The organism is Streptomyces sp. WMMC940, assembly GCF_027460265.1.
In the GTDB taxonomy this organism is placed as follows: Bacteria; Actinomycetota; Actinomycetes; order Streptomycetales; family Streptomycetaceae; genus Streptomyces.
In genome coordinates this window covers 6,085,001-6,104,150 of record NZ_JAPZBC010000001.1, presented here as the reverse complement: position 1 = coordinate 6,104,150, position 19,150 = coordinate 6,085,001, and the positions used below count along the sequence as shown (strand labels likewise).

At 72.2% G+C, this 19,150-nt stretch carries 15 protein-coding genes, 2 rRNA genes and 1 pseudogene (1 of these 18 only partly in view); 5 read left to right on the top strand and 13 right to left on the bottom strand.

Going from position 1 to position 19,150, the window contains the following annotated elements; genetic code table 11:
• The first annotated feature begins 74 nt into the window (after positions 1–74).
• Together O7595_RS26875 and O7595_RS26870 are read left to right on the top strand one after the other, a co-directional pair.
• Positions 75–1,457, top strand: coding sequence for an FAD-binding oxidoreductase (locus O7595_RS26875; RefSeq protein WP_269731178.1), 1,383 nt, complete (start codon positions 75–77; stop codon positions 1,455–1,457).
• A gap of 40 nt (positions 1,458–1,497) precedes the next feature.
• Complete coding sequence (locus tag O7595_RS26870; protein ID WP_269731176.1) at positions 1,498–3,135, top strand: PucR family transcriptional regulator; 1,638 nt, start codon at positions 1,498–1,500, stop codon at positions 3,133–3,135.
• A gap of 153 nt (positions 3,136–3,288) precedes the next feature.
• Here O7595_RS26870 and O7595_RS26865 read toward each other — a convergent pair whose 3' ends face one another.
• From O7595_RS26865 to O7595_RS26845, 5 genes are all read right to left on the bottom strand, one after another.
• The gene (locus tag O7595_RS26865; RefSeq protein ID WP_269731175.1) at positions 3,289–4,377 is read right to left on the bottom strand and encodes a glycosyltransferase family 4 protein; all 1,089 of its coding nucleotides are present in this window, start codon (positions 4,375–4,377) and stop codon (positions 3,289–3,291) included.
• 475 nt (positions 4,378–4,852) lie between these two features.
• Entirely contained in the window at positions 4,853–6,571 is a 1,719-nt protein-coding gene (gene recN, locus O7595_RS26860; RefSeq protein ID WP_269732638.1) for a DNA repair protein RecN, read from the bottom strand.
• A 288-nt stretch (positions 6,572–6,859) separates the two neighbouring features.
• Positions 6,860–7,777, bottom strand: coding sequence for an NAD kinase (locus O7595_RS26855; protein ID WP_269732637.1), 918 nt, complete (start codon positions 7,775–7,777; stop codon positions 6,860–6,862).
• Positions 7,778–7,797: 20 nt separating this feature from the next.
• Positions 7,798–8,613 carry a TlyA family RNA methyltransferase gene (locus O7595_RS26850; RefSeq protein ID WP_269731174.1) on the bottom strand — a complete coding sequence of 272 codons (816 nt, stop codon included), beginning with the start codon at positions 8,611–8,613 and terminating at the stop codon, positions 7,798–7,800.
• A gap of 7 nt (positions 8,614–8,620) precedes the next feature.
• Positions 8,621–9,019 carry a hypothetical protein gene (locus O7595_RS26845; protein ID WP_269731173.1) on the bottom strand — a complete coding sequence of 133 codons (399 nt, stop codon included), beginning with the start codon at positions 9,017–9,019 and terminating at the stop codon, positions 8,621–8,623.
• A gap of 42 nt (positions 9,020–9,061) precedes the next feature.
• Here O7595_RS26845 and O7595_RS26840 point away from each other — a divergent pair, with 42 nt between their 5' ends.
• The gene (locus O7595_RS26840) at positions 9,062–9,409 is read left to right on the top strand and encodes an SCP2 sterol-binding domain-containing protein (RefSeq protein ID WP_269731172.1); all 348 of its coding nucleotides are present in this window, start codon (positions 9,062–9,064) and stop codon (positions 9,407–9,409) included.
• 39 nt (positions 9,410–9,448) lie between these two features.
• On the opposite strand, the gene O7595_RS26835 is transcribed toward O7595_RS26840, so the two are convergent.
• The 4 genes from O7595_RS26835 to O7595_RS26820 form a co-directional block, all read right to left on the bottom strand.
• On the bottom strand, positions 9,449–10,303 hold the full coding sequence (locus O7595_RS26835) for an ABC transporter ATP-binding protein (protein ID WP_269731171.1): 855 nt from the start codon (positions 10,301–10,303) through the stop codon (positions 9,449–9,451).
• 65 nt (positions 10,304–10,368) lie between these two features.
• The gene (locus O7595_RS26830) at positions 10,369–11,406 is read right to left on the bottom strand and encodes a FecCD family ABC transporter permease (RefSeq protein ID WP_269731170.1); all 1,038 of its coding nucleotides are present in this window, start codon (positions 11,404–11,406) and stop codon (positions 10,369–10,371) included.
• Entirely contained in the window at positions 11,403–12,461 is a 1,059-nt protein-coding gene (locus O7595_RS26825) for a FecCD family ABC transporter permease (protein WP_269732636.1), read from the bottom strand. Before O7595_RS26825 ends, O7595_RS26830 begins: the two co-directional genes overlap by 4 nt.
• A gap of 104 nt (positions 12,462–12,565) precedes the next feature.
• Positions 12,566–13,600: an HAD-IIA family hydrolase gene (locus O7595_RS26820; protein WP_269731169.1), complete on the bottom strand. Its 1,035-nt coding sequence runs from the start codon at positions 13,598–13,600 to the stop codon at positions 12,566–12,568.
• 163 nt (positions 13,601–13,763) lie between these two features.
• On the opposite strand from O7595_RS26820, the gene O7595_RS26815 reads away from it, so the two are divergent.
• Positions 13,764–15,005 carry a DUF1015 domain-containing protein gene (locus O7595_RS26815; protein ID WP_443071864.1) on the top strand — a complete coding sequence of 414 codons (1,242 nt, stop codon included), beginning with the start codon at positions 13,764–13,766 and terminating at the stop codon, positions 15,003–15,005.
• A 106-nt stretch (positions 15,006–15,111) separates the two neighbouring features.
• On the opposite strand, the gene O7595_RS26810 is transcribed toward O7595_RS26815, so the two are convergent.
• Both O7595_RS26810 and O7595_RS26805 read right to left on the bottom strand, forming a co-directional pair.
• Positions 15,112–15,987: a hypothetical protein gene (locus O7595_RS26810; protein ID WP_269732635.1), complete on the bottom strand. Its 876-nt coding sequence runs from the start codon at positions 15,985–15,987 to the stop codon at positions 15,112–15,114.
• A 42-nt stretch (positions 15,988–16,029) separates the two neighbouring features.
• A pseudogene (locus O7595_RS26805) lies at positions 16,030–16,758 on the bottom strand (hypothetical protein); the annotation flags it as partial.
• 9 nt (positions 16,759–16,767) lie between these two features.
• On the opposite strand from O7595_RS26805, the gene O7595_RS33715 reads away from it, so the two are divergent.
• A complete protein-coding gene (locus O7595_RS33715; RefSeq protein ID WP_332328324.1) occupies positions 16,768–17,031 on the top strand; it encodes a hypothetical protein in 264 nt (87 codons plus the stop codon).
• Positions 17,032–17,179: 148 nt separating this feature from the next.
• Here O7595_RS33715 and rrf read toward each other — a convergent pair.
• Both rrf and O7595_RS26795 read right to left on the bottom strand, forming a co-directional pair.
• Positions 17,180–17,296: ribosomal RNA gene (rrf, locus tag O7595_RS26800) — 5S ribosomal RNA — on the bottom strand.
• A gap of 110 nt (positions 17,297–17,406) precedes the next feature.
• Positions 17,407–19,150 (bottom strand): 23S ribosomal RNA (locus O7595_RS26795); it runs 1,379 nt beyond the window's last position.

Below are 19,150 nucleotides of genomic sequence, written 5' to 3'. Positions count from 1 at the left end.
TCCGCGGATGTGCGCGTCGGGACCGCTCGTACCTACGATGAGAAGGTCCTGTTCGCGCCCCGGAAGGGGGCATCATGGCGCCCCAACCGTTCGCGGAGCCGGCCCTGACGGGACTCCGCGACTCCCTGGCCGGTGAGGCCATCACCCCGGACGACGCCGGTTACGACGAGGCCCGGGCGCTCTTCAACGCGATGATCGACCGGCGGCCCTCGGTGATCGTCCAGTGCGAGTCGGCCGCCGACGTCGCCGCCTCGGTCCGGTTCGCCCGGGACCACGACCTCGAGCTCGCCGTCCGCGGCGGCGGCCACGGCGTCGCGGGGCTGGCGACCACCGACGGCGGCCTCGTGGTCGATCTGCGGCGGATGCACGCCGTCACGGTGGACCCGGATGCCCGGACCGCCCGCGCCGGCGGCGGAGCCACCATGAGCGACCTGGACCGGGCCACCCAGCCGTACGCCCTGGCGACCACGGGCGGACGGGCCTCCACCACCGGACTGGCCGGATTCGCCCTGGGCGGCGGATCGGGCTGGCTGGAGCGGAAGTTCGGCCTCGCCTGCGACAGCCTCGTGGCGGTGGACCTGGTGACGGCCGACGGCGCCGAGGTGCGCGCGAGCGAGGAGGAGAACCCGGAACTGTTCTGGGCGCTGCACGGCGGTGGCGGGAACTTCGGCGTCGCCACCTCGCTGACGCTGCGGCTGCACCCGCTGCCCGCCATGTCCGTGGCGTTCCTGTTCTTCCCGGCGGAGCGCGGGGCCGAGGTGCTCCCCGTGTACCGGGATCTGATGGAGTCCGCGCCCGACGCGATGGGCGGCGGCTTCATCTATCTCACCGGCCCGCCCGAGGACTTCATGCCCGAGCACCTGGTGGGACGCGCCGTGGCCCTGGTGCTGGTCACATACGCCGGCCCGGAGCCGGAGCTGCGCAAGGCCGCCGCGCCGCTGCTCGGCCTCGGCCATGAGGCCGAGATCCTGCAGGAGCTCCCGTACGCCGAGCTCCAGTGCATGATCGACGACCCGCCCGGGCTGCGGAACTACTGGTCGGCGGAGTACCTCCGGGCACTGCCCGACCCGGCGGTGGACGTCTTCTGCGCCCGCGCCGACAGCATGATCGTGCCGTCCAACACCCAGCACATCCTGTTCCCGATGGGCGGGGCACTGCGCCGCGGCGACTCCGGGTGGCCGCTGCCGTGGCGCACCGCGGACTGGGTCCTGCACCCCTTCGCCATCTGGGAGGACCCGGCGGACGACGAGCGCGGACGGCAGTGGGTGCGCGACGCCCGGACCGATGTGAAGCCCTGGTCCGTCGGTCAGGTGTACCTGAACTTCATCGGCGACGAGGGCCGGGAGCGGGTCGTGGCCGGGTTCGGGGCCGAGAACTACCGGCGGCTCGCCGACGTCAAGGCCGCGTACGACCCCGACAACGTGTTCCGGCTGAACCACAACATCAAGCCGGACTGACGGTTGTCCTTCGAACTTTCGCCCAGGTAGCGTCCCGGCAATGGAAACACAGGGCGGGATCACCGTGCAGCAGGCCCTTGAACTGCCTGCGCTGCGCGGCGGACTCCCGGAGGTCGTCGCCGGGGCGGACCGGCTGAACAGCACCGTGCGCTGGGTGCACGCCGGCGAGGTACCCAACATCGCCTCGCTGCTCAAGGGCGGCGAACTGCTGCTGACGACGGGCGTGGCCCTGGGCACCCGGCCCGCGGAGCAGCGGGCGTTCGTGCACCGGCTCGCGGAACGCGGGATCGCGGCGCTGGTCGTGGAACTCGGTCCCCGCTTCACCCGGCTGCCCGCCAGCATCGTCGAGGCCGCCAGGACGGCCGGGCTGCCGCTGATCCAGCTCCATCGCGAGGTCCCGTTCGTCTCGGTGACCGAGGAGGTCCACACCGAGATCGTCAACGGGCACTACGCGCTGCTGCAGCAGGCGGAAGAGGTGTACCGGCAGTGCACACGGGCCCTCCTCGAAGGCGGCGGCATTCCCCAAGTGCTGCGCATCCTGGCCGACTTCACCGCCAACCCGGTGTTCCTGGAGGCCGCCGACGGCCGGCTGCTGTACGCGGCGGGCACCGGCACCGGGCCCGCCGCGGCCGATCCGCTCCAGGTGTGGGAGGGGCTGCGCGGGCAGCGGTCGGCGCGGGAGGCGGGGCCGCCGTCCGGATCGGTCCTCGTGGACGTGCCCGGCGGCGGGCACGGGGCCGGGGCGGTACGGGCACGGCTGGTGATGCCGGCCGTGTCCGGACCGCTGCTTCCGGTGCACCGGATGGCGGCCGAGCGCGCGGCCGGGGTGCTCGCGGTCGTCCTCATGCAGGCCCGGCAGGAGGAGGAACTGGCGGCGCGCGGCCGCGGCGACTTCCTCACCGACCTCGCCGAGGGCCGGATCACGGCGGAGGACGCGCCCGCCCAGGCGAGGGTCCTCGGCTTCCGGCCCGGTGACGGCCCGCTGCTGCCGGTGGTGATGCGGCTCGCGCCCGAGCTCTCGCCGTCCGGCAACTGGGCACTGCTGGCCCGGGCGGTACTGGAGGAGCTGGCGTCCGTCGGCGTCCCCGTGCTCCTCGGGGTGCGGCCCGTCGAGGGGCGGGTGCCGCTGCTGCTGGGCCTGCGCTCGGAGTCGGAGCGGACGGCGGTGGCCGACCGGGTCGCGGGGGCGCTGCGCGCCGGCCTGGAGCGGGCCGGGATGTCGGGCCCTGCCCGGGCCGGGATCCATCCCCCGGTCGTCGTCGTGGGCGTCCCCGGCGGCTGGGCGGCGGCCTCGGCCGGACTGCGGCACGCTGCGGAGACTGCGACGGCGGCGCAGGGACTGCCCGACCGGCCGTGGTACGACGCCCGTCGTCTCGACATCGACCTGCTGCTGTGGCGGCTGCGGGACCACCCGGACCTGGCGGCGTTCGTGGACCGCGCGGTCGGCCCGCTCCTGGAGCACGACCGCACGTCGCGCCCGCCGTTGCTGCCCACCCTCCAGACGTTCCTCGCCCATGCCGGCCGCAAGGCCGAGACGGCCCGCGAGCTCCATCTCAACCGCCAGACCCTCTACAACCGGCTGGCCCGCATCTCCGAACTCCTCGGAACGGATCTGGACGACCCGCAGACCGTCCTCGCCCTGTCGCTGGCCCTGCGTGCCCGCCGCCACACGCAGTGAGGGGCCCCGCGGTCCGGCTCCTGAGGGTCCCGGGCGAGCGGGCGCTCCACGGCAGCGGACGTGGGCCGCGGTCAGACCGTACGCGGACCCGGGGGCTGCGTGCGCCTGCGGACACGGGCGCAGCCACACTGCCGCGAAGGGCATGGGCCGCGATCAGACCGTACGCGGACCCGGGGGCTGCGTGAGTTCGTCGTAGATGCTCAGGACCTGGGCGACGGTCTCGTCCTCCGTCGGCCAGGTCGCCGCCTGGGCCCGGCCCGCCGCGGCGAGCAGGCGGCGGCGTTCGGGATCCGCCAGCAGCCGGCTGACCGCGGCGGCGAGGGCGACGGCGTCGCCGTACGGCACGAGTTCGGCGGCCGTGCCCACGAGCTCGGGCGTACCGCCGACCCGGGTCGCCACGAGGGGCACGCCCAGCCGGAGGGCTTCCTGGGCGAGGAGCGAACGGGCCTCCCAACGGCTCGGGAGCAGCGCGAGGTCCGACACCGCCAGCAGTTCGCCGACGTCGTCGCGGCTGCCGAGGAGCCGGACCGGCAGGCCCTCCCGGTCGATGCGCCGCTGCAGCGCGGCACGTTCCCGCCCCTCCCCGGCCACGGCGACCAGCGGAACGGGGTCGAGACCCAGCCACCGGTGGGACGCGTCGAGCAGGGTGCCGTGGCCGCGGCCCGGTTCGAGCCTGCCGACGGCCGTCAGCAACGGCCTTTCGACCGCGCCCAGTTCGGCCCGCACCTTGCTCTCGGGCCGGTCCGGGCCCGGCGGCGGTAGGGCGACCGGGGCGAGCCGGGCGTCGCGTGCACCACGGCTCCGGGCGCGGTCCACCAGCTCGGACGAGGTACCGAGCACGACGGCCGCGGCCCTCACCACCCTCCGCTCCAGCATGCGCAGCACCCTGCCGCGCGCGCCCGCGCCCTGGCTCCGGGTGTGCCAGGTGACCACCAACGGCACGCGCTGCCCGCTGATCGCCAGGGCGGTCCGCACCGCGGCGTCGAGACCGTGCGCGTGGACGACGTCCGCTCCCGCGCACACCGTGCGGAGCGCGCCGACCGACGCGGGGTCGCTGCGGCGCGGCACGGGCACGAAGTGCGCCCCGGCGCCGAGGAAGTCGTATTCGTGCTCCAGGGGTGCGGGCGCGCACACGGTCACCCCCACTCCCCGCGCCACCAGGCCCCCGGCCAGTGACCTGACGTGAGCGCTGCTGCCCGCGCTGCCGCCGCCCAGTACCTGGACCGTACGCAGCTGTGTCACGCGCCAAGGATGCCAGTCCGTACGCACGTTCCGGCACCGCCGGGATGTCGTTCCCGTGTCCGGGGCCGCAACAGCCCCGGTCGGATCACCCACACGGGTGAGCGCACACCGGCGGTCGTCCGCTCGCCCGAAGCGGCTCGGCGACTGCGTTTGCCGGGCGGGGAACGGTTGCTCCCGGGCTCCTCGGCGTGCGTAGGGCGTCATTGGTGTGCTCTCACCGCGCACGCCGCCGTACGCGCGCCCGCAACGCGCCCGTACACCACCCGGGTGACGGCCACAGCGCCCTGCGAGAAGCCGGGTCCGCACCGGGCACCCGTACACGGTCCCGTCACGGCCCGCCCGGAACCCGTGCGCGGTCGGGGAGAGTCGCACGACGGCCGCGACGGCCGCCCGGCGGAGCCACGCCGCGCGACTTCCCCTCCGGTCGGTCGCCGGTGCCACGAGCCACCGGACGTGCCCGGTCCCGCCCGTGCGCTCAGACCTCCGCGCGCGCCGTCGCCAGCAGCTCCTCGGCGTGTGCCCGCGCCGTCTCCGAGTCCTCCTGCCCGGCGAGCATCCGGGACAGCTCGCGCACCCGGTCCTCGCCCTCCAGGACGGTGACGCCGGACCGGGTCACCGATCCGTCGTTGGTCTTCTCGACCAGCAACTGCCGGTCGGCGAACGCCGCCACCTGCGGCAGGTGGGTCACCACGACCACCTGCGCGGTCCTCGCGAGCTTGGCGAGGCGCCGTCCGATCTCCACCGCGGCCTTGCCGCCGACGCCCGCGTCGACCTCGTCGAAGAGGTACGTCGGCACCGGGTCGGTCCCCGCGAAGACGACCTCCACCGCCAGCATCACGCGCGAGAGCTCTCCGCCGGACGCGCCCTTGGCGATCGGCCGCGGCTGGGCACCCGGGTGCGGGGCGAGCAGCAGCTCGACCTCGTCGGCGCCGGACGACGTGTACGCCACCGTGCGCCCGTTGACCTCGACACCCTCGGGGTCGCCGGTCTGCCGGATGTCGATCGTGACGCGCGCGTGCGGCATGGCGAGATGCGCCAGCTCCGCCGTCACGGCCTCCGCGAAACGATCCGCCGCCGCCGTACGGGCGTCGGTCAGCGCCTGGGCGAGGCCGGACAGTTCGGCGCGCAGCGCGTCGCGTTCCGCCGTCAGCTCGCCGATCCGGTCGTCGTCGCCCTCCAGCTCGGTGAGCCGGCCGGCACCCTCCTCGGCCCAGGCCAGGACGGCGTTGACGTCCTCGCCGTACTTGCGGGTGAGCGCGCCGAGCGCGGCGCGCCGTTCCTCGACCGCCGCGAGCCGCAGCGGATCGGCGTCGAGGTTGTCGGCGTACCCGGCGAGTTCGCCCGCGACATCGGCGAGCAGGATGGAGATCTCGCCCATCCGGTCGGCGAGCGCGGCCAACGCCGGGTCGTGGGACCGGACGGCCTCCAGGGCCCGGCCGGCACCGGCGACGAGCGTGGTCGCGTCGACGCCCTCGGGGTCCTCCGGGTTCCCGGCGAGCGCCGCGTGCGCCACGGAGGCGGCGGAGGCCAGGGCCTCGGCATGTCCGAGCCGCTCGGCCTCGGCGGCCAGCTCCACGTCCTCGCCGGCCCGCGGCTCGACGGCCGCGACCTCGTCCAGTCCGAAGCGCAGCAGATCGGCTTCCTGGGCGCGCTCACGGGCGCGGGTGGTCAGCTCGGCCAGCTCGGCGGAGACGGCCTTCAGCCGGCGGTACGCGGCCGCGTACTTGGCGTGCGGCCCCGCTACCGCGTCACCCGCGTACCGGTCCAGGGCCTGCCGCTGGCGAGCGGCCTTGAGAAGCCCCTGCTGGTCGGTCTGCCCGTGCACGGCGACGAGCTCGTCCGCCAGCTCGGTCAGCATGCCGACCGGCACCGAGCGCCCGCCGAGGTGCGCCCGGGAGCGGCCCTCCGCGGAGATCGTGCGGCTGATCAGCAGCGCGCCGTCGTCGAGTTCGGCGCCGGCCTCCTCGGCCCGTACCGCCACGGGCGCGCCCGTGGGCACGCTGACCCGCCCCTCCACGACCGCCGACTTCGCGCCGATCCGTACGAGGGCCGGGTCGGCGCGCCCGCCGAGCAGCAGCCCGAGGCTGGTGACGACCATGGTCTTGCCCGCTCCGGTCTCACCGGTGACCGCCGTGAACCCCGGCGACAGCTCGACGACGGCGTCGTCGATGACCCCGAGCGACCGTATCCGCATCTCCTCCAACACGGAGAAGACCTTACGAGGTCCGGGGCCGGGTGTGCGACGGCCCCCGCCTCCCGGGTCCTCAGCCGCAGGTCGGCGCGACCGTCATCACCCGTGGGGGTGGCCTCGGCGCCCCGCGCGCGTCACCCGCCGCGGGCTCCACCACGCGCCACCACAGCGCCCGCCGACCGCCGCGCGACCGCACCGTGCTCACCTCACGCGTCGCCGTGCGGCACACGACGGCGCTCGCGCCGAGCGCCGCCCACCCGCCGACCGCCGCGCGACCGCACCGTGCTCACCTCACGCGTCGCCGTGCGGGGCGCCCCGCCAGCCCGAGACCGGCAGCGCGAACTTCGCCACCAGCCGGTCCGTGAACGAGGCGTGGTGCAGCCGGGCCAGTCGAACCGGTACCTCGCCGCGCCGCACCTCCACCCGGGCCGCGGCCGGCAGCTCCACGGCGCGGCGCCCGTCACACCACAGCACACCGTGCGGAGTGTTCGGCTGCACCTCGACCGCGAGCACCGACGACGGTGACGTGACCAGGGGCTTCGCGAACAGGGCGTGGGCGCTGATCGGCACCATCAGCAGCGCCTCGACCTCTGGCCACACCACCGGCCCGCCCGCCGAGAACGCGTACGCGGTCGACCCCGTCGGCGTGGCGCACACGATGCCGTCACAGCCGAAGCCGGTCACCGGCCGACCGTCGATCTCCAGGACGACCTCGAGCATCCGCTCCGGCGAAACCTTCTGCACGGCCGCCTCGTTCAGCGCCCAGTCACGGTGCACGACGTCGCCGTTGCGGCGGACGACCACGTCGATCGTCATGCGCTCCTCGACCTCGTACTCCCGGGTCACGACCCGGTCGACGACCTTGTCCAGGTCGTCCCGCTCCGCCTCCGCGAGGAACCCGACCCGTCCCAGGTTGACCCCGAGCATCGGGACCCCCGAGGCACGGGCGAACTCGGCCCCGCGCAGCAGCGTCCCGTCGCCGCCGAGCACGATGAGCAGCTCGCACCCGTCGAGCACCTCCGGCGTCGCCTCGGGCACGGTCTCCACCGACTGCGGCAGCGGGAGGTCGGCGGCCTCGAAGGCGAGCACCCGCACCCCGATCCCCGCGCGCAGCAGGCCCTGGACGACGAGTTCGGCGCTGCGGATCGCCGCGGGCCGGCCGGTGTGGGCCAGCAGGAACACGGTACGGGTCCGTGTCCGCGCGTCCATGGTGGTCTGGCTGGTATCGGTCAACGCGGCCCCTCCGCCACTGCGCGCTCGACATCCACCGGATCGAGCTCCGGTGCCCCGGCCCGGAGCCAGAGAAAGTACTCGACATTGCCCGAGGGTCCCGGCAGCGGACTCGCGGTCACTCCCAGCACACCGAGCCCCAGCTCGCCCGCCCGGCGCGCCACGGTCCGCACCGCCTCGGCACGCAGCTCCGGGCTGCGGACCACTCCGCCGCTGCCGAGGCGCTCCTTGCCGACCTCGAACTGCGGCTTGACCATGAGGACGAGATCGGCACCGGGGGCCGAGCAGCGCACCAGCGCGGGCAGCACCAGGCCCAGCGGAATGAACGACAGGTCCCCGACGATCAGGTCCACCGCCTCTCCGTCGATCGCCTCCAGGGTCAACTCGCGCACATTCGTACGGTCCTTGACCGTCACCCGTTCATCGCTCCGGAGAGACCAGGCGAGCTGGCCGTAGCCGACGTCGACGGCGACGACATGGGCGGCGCCCGCCCGCAGGAGCACGTCGGTGAAACCGCCGGTGGAGGCCCCCGCGTCCAGCGCCCGCCGTCCCTCGGTCCTCAGTCCTTGGGGAACGAAGGCCGCGAACGCGCCGGCGAGCTTGTGGCCGCCCCGCGAGACGTACTCGGGGTCGTCTTCGTCCTGGGCGACGACGATGGCGGCACTGGTCTCGACCTGGGTGGCGGGCTTGCCGGCGGTGTTGCCGCCGACGGTCACCCGCCCCGCCGCGATCAGCTGGCTCGCGTGCTCGCGCGAGCGGGCGAGCTTGCGGCGTACCAGCTCGGCGTCGAGACGGCGGCGTGCCACTCCTGCCACGTTCGGTTCAGCTCCTGTGGTCGTACGATTCGTCCGGTCGGGCGTCCAGCGCGGTCAGCGTGGAGCGGAGCCCTCGGTGTACATCCTCGTACACCTCCAGATGGCCGTCCGCCGGGAGGTGGTCGGCATCGGCCAGCCGCTCGAGGTGCGCGTCGACCTCCGCGTGACCGGTGGGGACGCGCTCGACGCCCAGGGGTGCGGGGGCGGCCGGGTCGTACGGCTCCTCGGCCACGGCCGCGGCCGGGACGGCCGCCCCGGTGACCTCCTCGCCGGCCGGCCCGCCGTCGCCGCCGGCGGGCACGCGCCCCGCCGCCGGGCCGGGAACCGGGAACGGCGCCACGGGCCCGCCGGGCGCCGTCCCGGACGCCTCGTGCGCCGTCCGGGACGCTTCGATCGAGTCGCTCATGCCCAGACGCTACCGCGAAGCCCTGGGGTACCGTCGATCACAATGGCGACGACAGAGGAGTGCCGCGGCGCACTCGACAGACTTTCGGACAATCTCGCGAAGGCGGACGGGGACGTGCGCAGCGCGGCCGCGCTCGACCGTTCCCTGAGCTGCCACATCAAGGACCTGGACGTCACCTTCACCGGGCGCCTGACGGCGGGCCGGATCGCGGTCCTGGACACGCTCGACGGCCCCCCGGCGGAGAAGGCCGACATCCGACTGGCGATGACCGGCGACGACCTGGTGGCGATGGTCGACGGGCAACTGAACTTCGCCAAGGCCTGGGCCTCGGGCCGGGTCGGGCTCGAGGCGGGCTTCCGCGATCTGCTGCGCCTGCGGGCGCTGCTGTGACGGCGGCGGCCTGACGCCCCCCGTCACGGTCACGGCGTCTCAGGGCGCCGCCGGGGTCGCACCGGGCGCCGCGCCGGAGGCAGAGGGCTGGGAGGCGTCCAGGACGGCCCTGCCGCGCCGGGCCAGCGGCACCACCAACGGCGTACCCGTCTCCGGGTCGTCGATCACCTGGGCGCGGACCCCGAAGACCCGCTCGACGAGCTCGGCGGTGACCACCTCGCCGGGCGCGCCCTCGGCGGCGATCCTCCCGTCCCGCATCGCGATCAGATGGGTCGCGTAACGCGTGGCCTGGTTGAGGTCGTGCAGCACGGCGACGAGCGTGCGGCCCTGGGTCTCGTGAAGCTCGGCGCAGAGGTCGAGGATCTCCAACTGGTGCTGGATGTCGAGGAAGGTGGTCGGCTCGTCGAGCAGCAGCAGCGGCGTCTGCTGCGCGAGCGCCATCGCGATCCACACGCGCTGGCGCTGTCCGCCCGACAGTTCGTCCACGTAGCGGTCCGCGAGTTCGGCCACCCCGGTCGCGGCCATCGACTCCTGGACGATCCGCTCGTCCTCCGGCGACCACTGGCGCAGCAGGCCCTGGTGCGGGTACCGGCCGCGGGCCACCAGGTCCCCGACCGTGATGCCGTCCGGCGCCACCGACGACTGGGGCAGCAGGCCGAGCGTCCGGGCGACCTTCTTCGCGGGCATCGAGTGGATCGTCTGCCCGTCCAGCAGCACCCGGCCCCGAGTGGGCCTCAGCATCCGCGAGAGCGCCCGCAGCAGCGTGGACTTGCCGCAGGCGTTCGGGCCGACGATGACCGTGAACGAGTTGTCGGGTATCTCGACGGAGAGTTCCTCGGCGATCACCCGCCGGTCGTAGGCGAGGGTGACCGATTCCGCGGTGAGGCGCTGCATGGACGTACTCCTGGGCTTGTTCTCGGTCTGGTGCGGGTCCGCGCTCGTACGCCCGGCGACGGCCGTCACATCCGGCCCGCCTTGCGCTCGGTGACGAGCAGCCAGAGCAGGTAGACGCCGCCGAGCACCCCGGTGACGACACCGACCGGGAGTTGACGGTCGCCGAACGCCGAGGTGGCGACCCAGTCGGCGACGACCAGCAGGGCGGCGCCCATCACCGCGCTCGCAGCGACGTTCGGACCGGGCGAGCGCGTCAGCCGGCGTGCGAGCTGCGGGGCGCTCAGCGCGACGAAGACGATCGGACCGGCCGCCGCCGTGGCGACCGCGGTGAGCAGCACCGCGGAGCCCATGAGCACGGCCCGGGTCCGTTCCACGCGGATCCCGAGCGCGTACGCCGCGTCGTCACCCATCTCCAGCATCCGCAGGGGACGCCCGTACGCCAGCGACAGCGGCACGAGCACCGCGCAGACGGCGAGCAGCGGCCAGAACTGGCTCCAGTCGCGGCCGTCGAGCGAGCCCGTCATCCACACGACGGCGCGGGTGGCGTCGACGAGGTTGGCCTTGGTGATGAGGTAGTGGATGGCGCCGGTGAGCATCGCGGCGATACCGATGCCGATCAACACGAGCCGGTAGCCGTGGACACCCCGCTTCCAGGCGAGGAGGTAGACGACGGCGCCGGTCACCAGCCCGCCGACGATCGCGCCGCCCGCGGTGGCGAAGGCGTCGCCCTTGAACAGCACGATCACCGTCAGCGCGCCGACGGTCGACCCCTGGCCGAACCCGAGCACGTCCGGACTGCCCAGCGGATTGCGCGAGATGGACTGGAAGAGCGCCCCGCCGACCGCGAGCGCCGCGCCGACCAGCAGCGCCACCAGGACCCGCGGCAGCCGCACGTCCCGGATGATGAACTCCTGTGCGGGCGTGCCGTCGCCCAGCAGGGTGGCGACGACCTCGCCGGGCGTCATCGGGAAGTCGCCGCTGCCGACGAGCACGACCGCTACGGCCAGCGCGGCGGCCAGGAGCAGCAGGACGACGAGGGCCGCCCTCGGGTCCACGCGTACGGACAGCCCGCCCGGGGTGCGTATCGCCTTCACGGCCTTCACAGCTGCGCCATCCTCCTGCGCCGTACGAGATGGATGAACACGGGTCCGCCGATGAACGCGGTGACGACGCCGACCTGCAGCTCCGAGGGACGGGCGACCACCCGGCCCACGACGTCCGACCCGAGCAGCAGCACGGGCGACAGCACCGCGGCGTACGGCAGGATCCATCGCATGTCGGGGCCGGTGATGGCCCGGACGAGATGAGGGACCATCAGCCCGATGAAGACGATGGGCCCGCAGGCGGCGGTCGCCGCCCCGCACAGCAGGGTCACCGCGACCATGGCGAGCACCCTGGTCCGGGTCAGATGGGCACCCAGCGCACGGGCGGTGTCGTCGCCCATCTCCAGTGCGTTGAGAGGCCGCGCGATCAGCAGGGCCAGCACCACCCCGGCGCCGATGAAGGGCGCCACCTTCCCGATCGTCGCGGGGTCGGCCGAGGCGAGCGAGCCGACGGTCCAGAAGCGCAGCCGGTCCAGGGCCGCGGAGTCCAGCAGTTGTACGGCGTTGACGTAGCCGAACAGCGCGGCCGTGGCGGCCGTACCGGCGAGGGCGAGCCGTACCGGCGTGGCGCCGCGGCTGCCGCCGAGCACGTACACGACCACCGAGACCACGCCGGCGCCGAGGAAGGCGAACCACACGTACTCGGTGATCGAGGTGACCCCGAGGAAGCTGATGGCGGTGACGACCGCGGCGGCCGCGCCCGCGTTGACCCCGAGCAGACCGGGCTCGGCGAGAGGGTTGCGGGTCAGCGCCTGCATCACCGCGCCGGCGAGACCCAGGGCGACGCCCACCAGCAGGCCGAGCACGGTGCGCGGCACCCGGACGTCGCGGATCACCACGTCGTTGCCCGTGCCGGAGTTCTGGAAGAGCCCGTGCCACACATCGGCGACCGGTACCGCCTTGGCACCTGTCGCGATGCTCGCGACACAGACCAGCAGCAGGACACCGACGGCGAGCAGCAGGCCGGCCGCGCGCAGCGCGTGGCGCTTGCGCGGTTCGGGCGCGGCTGGCGCGGCCGTCCGGGCCGCGCTCTGTTCGGGGGGACTGTCGACCAACACGCGGTTAGGTTAGCCTACCCTCCCAATTCGCTTCGATCGGGGCGGCTTCGATCACGGAGCCGCCGGAACCCCGGCCCACCGGCCCTTCGCCGCGCGGCCGTTCACCAGCCGAGCCGGGCGAGCGCCTTCCCCGCCTCCGGGGACCCGGCCCCGTCCGCCGCGTGCGTCCACGCCGCGGCGCACAACGCCCTCAGTCCGTCCAGCTGTTGGCCGTCCCCCTCGATCACGAGCGCGCCGTCCCGCACGGAGGCCGTCCAGCCGCCGCAGACGAGACCGTCCCCCGATGAGGCGGGCTCCACCTCGGGCTGTCCGGTGAGCAGCCCCCGCAGGTCCGCGTCGACGTAGGTCGGACGGTGCCTCGGCTCCGCCCGCAGCAGCTGCGCCGGGTCCGTCACCCCGGTCAGCACGAGCAGCGAGTCCACCCCTCCGTTGAACGCGCCCTCGATGTCGGTGTCGAGACGGTCGCCCACCACCAGCGGCCGTTCGGCGCCCGTCCGCAGGATCGTCTCCCGGTGCATCGGGGGCAGCGGCTTCCCCGCGACCTGCGGCACACCACCGGTCGCGATCCGGACGACCTCGACCGCCGCGCCGTTCCCCGGCGCGATCCCGCGGGCACTCGGGATCGTCAGGTCCGTGTTGGAGGCGAACCACGGCACCCCGCGTGCTACCGCGTACGACGCCTCCGCGAGCCTCCCCCACGCCAGCTCGGGCCCGCCGTACCCCTGGACCACGGCGGCCGGATCGTCGTCGGCCGAGTCCACCGGCTCCAGACCGCGCTCGCGCAGCGCCACCCGCAGCCCCTCGCCACCGATGACGAGCACCCGGGAACCCGCCGGGACCTGCTCGGCGATCAGCCGGGCCACGGCCTGCGCCGAGGTGATGACGTCCCCCGCCTCCGCAGGCACGCCCAACTCGGTGAGATGCCGGGCCACCGCGTCCGGCGTCCGCAGGGCGTTGTTCGTGACGTACGCCAGATGCATCCCGCCGGCACGCGCGGTCTCCAGCGACTCCACCGCGTGCGCAACCGCCTCCCCGCCGGCGTACACCACTCCGTCGAGATCGAGCAGAGCCGTGTCGTACACCTCGTTCAGCGCCCGCGCGCTGCCGCCCGGCCTGGTCCTGCCCTGCTCGCCCATGCTGGTCCGCTCCTCACTCCCGGCTCCCGGCCCACCCGGCCGGTGCCGTCGATCGGTGGCGCGTCGCGATCGCCGCGCACTCCCCCGATCATCGCGCATCGCGCCGGACACATACGATGCACCAATGAGCGCGCGAGGTGGCAGGGCGGCCGAAGGTCTGCACATGGTCCCGTTCCGTGGACTGCGATACGTCCCCGAGCGGGTCGGCAGTCTTGCCGCGGTCACCTCGCCCCCCTACGACGTCGTCGTACGGCCCGACGGGCTGCACCACCTCGAGTCCGCGGACCCGTACAACATCGTCCGGCTGATCCTCCCCCAGGCGGCGACCGCCACCGAACGCCACGAGCAGGCGGCCGAGACCCTCGACCGCTGGGTCGCCGAGGGCGTCCTGGCCCCCGACCCGCAGCCCGCGCTGTACGTCTACGAACAGCACAGGGGCGTCATCCTTCAGCGCGGCATCATCGGGGCGCTGACGCTGTCCGCCCCGGAGGAGGGCGTCGTCCTCCCCCACGAGGACGTGATGCCGCACGTGGTGGCCGACCGCACGGCCCTGATGCGCACCACCGGCGCCAATCTCGAACCCCTGCTGCTCACCTACCGCAGCGAGGGGCCCGCGAACGGGGCGAGCGCCGTCATCGAGCGCGTCATCCACGAAGAACCCCTGCTGTCGACGACGACCGAGGACGGCTTCAGCCACCGCCTCTGGTCGGTCACCGACGCCGGGGACCTCGCGGACATCGCATCCGACCTCGCCTGCCAGCAGGCCCTCATCGCCGACGGCCACCACCGCTGGGCGACCTACCTCCGGCTGCGCGACGAGCAGGCCGCGCCCGGCGCCTGGAGCTACGGCCTGGTGCTGCTCATCGACACCGCCCGCTATCCCCTGCAGGTACGCGCCATCCACCGGCTGCTCAACCGACTGCCGGTCGGGGACGCGCTCGCGGCCGTCGACGGCCTCTTCCGCGTCCGCGAGATCGAAGGGCGGCTGTCGCACGCGCTCGGCGCCCTGGCGGAGGCCGTCGGCGAGGGCAACGCGTTCGTCCTCGCCGGGGACGGCAGCTTCCATCTGATCGACCGCCCCGACCCGGCGCTCCTGGAGCGCACGGTACCGGCCGACCGGCCGGACGCCTGGCGCCGGCTCGACGCGACCGTCCTCCACGCCACCCTGCTGGAGCGGATCTGGAACATCCCGGACTCGCCCGAGGAGATCACCTACATCCACGACACCGAGGCGGCGGTCATCCAGGCCGAACGCCGGGGAGGTACGGCCGTCCTCATGCATCCGGTGCGCGAGGAGGTCGTACGGGACCTGGCCCGGCAGGGCGTCACGATGCCCCGCAAGTCGACGTCCTTCGGCCCGAAACCGGCGACGGGCCTGGTGCTGCGCAGCCTGAGCCTGGACTGAGCACGCACGGACCGGAACACGAAAGGCCCGGCCCCCGAGCGGTTCCGCTCGGGGGCCGGGCCCCGGTGTCGTCCGCGTACGCACCCGTGGGGGCGCGACAGTCGGATCAGGCCTCGTCGCCGTCGTCCTCGACGTGCACATCGCTCTCGCCGCGTGCGGAGCTCTCACGTGCGGAGCTCTCTCCCCCGGACTCGGGGGTGGCGCTGTCGCCGGGGCGGGCCTCGCCCGTCTCACCGCCCGCCTCGGCGTCCTTCGCGGCTCCGGCCTCCTCCGCCGCGGCTCCGGTGTCGGTGTCGGTGTCGTCGACCAGCGCGTCGACGAACTCCACGCCGTCCAGCTCGGCGAGCCGGTCGGAGGCGTCGGTCGAGCCGTCCTTGTCCGCCTCGACTGCCTTCGCGAACCACTCGCGCGCCTCGGGCTCCCGATCGGCGGCCAGCAGGGCGTCGGCGTAGGCGTACCGAAGTCGCGCGGTCCACGGCTGCAGCGCGTTCGACGCCAGTTCGGGGCTCTGAAGCGTCACGATGGCCGCGTCCAGCTGCCCCATGTCCCGACGGGCACCCGCCGCGACGAGCCGCATCTCGACCTGACCCGCCTTGTCGAGCCTCTGCACCTCCGCCTCGCCGGCCATCGCCAGTGCCCGCTCGGGCCGGCCCATGCCACGCTCGCAGTCGGCCATGACGGGCCAGAGCTCGACACCGCCGGTCATCCGGCGCGCGGCACGGAACTCCGCCAGCGCCTCCGAGTACCGCTGCGTCGCGTACGCGGCGAAGCCGGCGGCCTCACGCACCGCTGCCACCCGGGACGCGAGCCGCAGCGCCACCCGCGAGTAGCCGTATGCCTGCTCCGCGTCCTCGTCGATCAGCCGCGCGACCATGACCAGGTTCCTCGCGACGTCCTCGGCGAGTGTCTTGGGCAGGCTCTGGAGTTCCTGCCGGACGTCCTTGTCGATCTCCTCACCGGTGACGTCCTCGGGGATCGGCAGCCGCTTGATCGGCTCCCGGTCCCGCTCACGCCCGCGGTCGTCCCGTCGGTCGTCGCGGCGCCCGTACCCCCCACGGTCGTCACGGCCCCGGTAGCCCCCACGGGACCGGTCGTCGCGCCGGTCGTCCCGACGCGGACCACGCGGCCGGTCGTCACGGCGGAAACCGCCACGGTCGTCGTCGCGGCGCGGACCACGATCATCACGCCGCCCGTAACCGCCGCGGTCGTCGTCGCGGCGCGGACCACGGTCATCACGCCGCGGACCGCCGTAACCACCACGATCATCACGCCGCTCATCACGACGGAAACCGCCACGGTCATCGTCGCGGCGCGGACCACGATCATCACGCCGCCCGTAACCGCCGCGGTCGTCGTCGCGGCGCGGACCACGGTCATCACGCCGCGGACCGCCGTAACCACCACGATCATCACGCCGCTCATCACGCCGCCCGTAACCGCCGCGGTCGTCGTCGCGGCGCGGACCACGGTCATCACGCCGCGGACCGCCGTAACCACCACGATCATCACGCCGCTCATCACGACGGAAACCACCGCGGTCGTCATCACGACGCGGACCACGCGGCCGGTCGTCACGGCGGAAACCGCCACGGTCGTCATCACGACGCGGACCACGATCATCACGCCGCCCGTAACCGCCACGGTCGTCGTCGCGGCGCGGACCACGATCATCACGCCGCGGACCGCCGTAACCACCACGATCATCACGCCGCTCCTCACGACGGAAACCACCGCGGTCGTCACGACGCTCATCACGACGACCGTGGGCCCGTTCGTCGCGGGGGAAGCGACCGTCGCGGCTGTCGTCCCGCCGGTCGTCACGCCGCTCGTCACGGCGTCCGTAGCCACGGTCGTCGCGAGGGAACGCCCCCCCACGGTCGCGGTCGTCGCGACGGAACCCACCACGGTCGTCGCGACGGTGGCTGCTCCCACGGCTGTCGTCCCGACGTGGGCCCCCGCGATAGCCGCCCCGGTCGCCGCCACCGTCTCGGCGACGCGGCTCGCGCTCAGGACGATCGTCGGCTGAGTTGGTGGGCATCGGTGAGGCTCCTGTCTTCGAGTACCGCAGTCAATTCTCGCGCAGCCGGCTGACCGACGCGCTTCGGGGAAAGCACACAAAACAAAAAGGACCCGTGGTCCCAGCTGAACGCTGGGACCACGGGTCCTGAAAGATTGTTCGGCGGCGTCCTACTCTCCCACAGGGTCCCCCCTGCAGTACCATCGGCGCTGAAAGGCTTAGCTTCCGGGTTCGGAATGTAACCGGGCGTTTCCCTAACGCTATGACCACCGAAACCCTATCGGGTTCGAGCGAACAAGCACACTTTTCAATTGATCAAGTGGATCTGGTTCGACCGGTGCGACTGTTCGCAACCCGGGAACCACACAGTGGACGCGAGCAACTGAGGACAAGCCCTCGGCCTATTAGTACCGGTCAACTCCACCAGTCACCTGGCTTCCATATCCGGCCTATCAACCCAGTCGTCTACTGGGAGCCTTACCCCATCAAGTGGGTGGGAGTCCTCATCTCGAAGCAGGCTTCCCGCTTAGATGCTTTCAGCGGTTATCCCTCCCGAACGTAGCCAACCAGCCATGCCCTTGGCAGGACAACTGGCACACCAGAGGTTCGTCCGTCCCGGTCCTCTCGTACTAGGGACAGCCCTTCTCAAGACTCCTACGCGCACAGCGGATAGGGACCGAACTGTCTCACGACGTTCTAAACCCAGCTCGCGTACCGCTTTAATGGGCGAACAGCCCAACCCTTGGGACCGACTCCAGCCCCAGGATGCGACGAGCCGACATCGAGGTGCCAAACCATCCCGTCGATATGGACTCTTGGGGAAGATCAGCCTGTTATCCCCGGGGTACCTTTTATCCGTTGAGCGACGGCGCTTCCACAAGCCACCGCCGGATCACTAGTCCCGACTTTCGTCCCTGCTCGACCCGTCGGTCTCACAGTCAAGCTCCCTTGTGCACTTACACTCAACACCTGATTGCCAACCAGGCTGAGGGAACCTTTGGGCGCCTCCGTTACCCTTTGGGAGGCAACCGCCCCAGTTAAACTACCCATCAGACACTGTCCCTGATCCGGATCACGGACCCAGGTTAGACATCCAGCACGACCAGAGTGGTATTTCAACGACGACTCCACCTGAACTGGCGTCCAAGCTTCACAGTCTCCCACCTATCCTACACAAGCCGAACCGAACACCAATATCAAACTGTAGTAAAGGTCCCGGGGTCTTTCCGTCCTGCTGCGCGAAACGAGCATCTTTACTCGTAGTGCAATTTCACCGGGCCTATGGTTGAGACAGTCGAGAAGTCGTTACGCCATTCGTGCAGGTCGGAACTTACCCGACAAGGAATTTCGCTACCTTAGGATGGTTATAGTTACCACCGCCGTTTACTGGCGCTTAAGTTCTCAGCTTCGCCCCACCGAAATGGAGCTAACCGGTCCCCTTAACGTTCCAGCACCGGGCAGGCGTCAGTCCGTATACATCGCCTTACGGCTTCGCACGGACCTGTGTTTTTAGTAAACAGTCGCTTCTCGCTGGTCTCTGCGGCCACACCCAGCTCACACTGCAAGAGTGATCACCAGACGTGGCCCCCCTTCTCCCGAAGTTACGGGGGCATTTTGCCGAGTTCCTTAACCATAGTTCACCCGAACGCCTCGGTATTCTCTACCTGACCACCTGAGTCGGTTTAGGGTACGGGCCGCCATGAAACTCGCTAGAGGCTTTTCTCGACAGCATAGGATCATCCACTTCACCACAATCGGCTCGGCATCAGGTCTCAGACACATGTCACGCGGATTTGCCTACGCGACGTCCTACACCCTTACCCCGGGACAACCACCGCCCGGGCTGGACTACCTTCCTGCGTCACCCCATCACTTACCTACTACCACCTTGGGTCAGCGGCTCCACCACTCCGACCTCGTCCGAAGACTCAGCCGACGGCTTCACGGCCTTAGCATTAATGGGCTCGATACTGGGCGTTTCAAAGCGGGTACCGGAATATCAACCGGTTGTCCATCGACTACGCCTGTCGGCCTCGCCTTAGGTCCCGACTTACCCTGGGCAGATCAGCTTGACCCAGGAACCCTTAGTCAATCGGCGCACACGTTTCCCACGTGTGTATCGCTACTC

What these genes read in the sequence shown, in the direction of transcription:
- O7595_RS26840 (WP_269731172.1), top strand. Translation starts at nt 9,062, where the DNA reads ATGGCGACGACAGAGGAGTGCCGCGGCGCACTCGACAGACTTTCGGAC.
- O7595_RS26835 (WP_269731171.1), bottom strand. Translation starts at nt 10,303, where the DNA reads ATGCAGCGCCTCACCGCGGAATCGGTCACCCTCGCCTACGACCGGCGG.
- O7595_RS26820 (WP_269731169.1), bottom strand. Translation starts at nt 13,600, where the DNA reads ATGGGCGAGCAGGGCAGGACCAGGCCGGGCGGCAGCGCGCGGGCGCTG.
- O7595_RS26875 (WP_269731178.1), top strand. Translation starts at nt 75, where the DNA reads ATGGCGCCCCAACCGTTCGCGGAGCCGGCCCTGACGGGACTCCGCGAC.
- O7595_RS26855 (WP_269732637.1), bottom strand. Translation starts at nt 7,777, where the DNA reads ATGGACGCGCGGACACGGACCCGTACCGTGTTCCTGCTGGCCCACACC.
- O7595_RS26870 (WP_269731176.1), top strand. Translation starts at nt 1,498, where the DNA reads ATGGAAACACAGGGCGGGATCACCGTGCAGCAGGCCCTTGAACTGCCT.
- O7595_RS26815 (WP_443071864.1), top strand. Translation starts at nt 13,764, where the DNA reads ATGGTCCCGTTCCGTGGACTGCGATACGTCCCCGAGCGGGTCGGCAGT.
- recN (WP_269732638.1), bottom strand. Translation starts at nt 6,571, where the DNA reads ATGCGGATACGGTCGCTCGGGGTCATCGACGACGCCGTCGTCGAGCTG.
- O7595_RS26845 (WP_269731173.1), bottom strand. Translation starts at nt 9,019, where the DNA reads ATGAGCGACTCGATCGAAGCGTCCCGGACGGCGCACGAGGCGTCCGGG.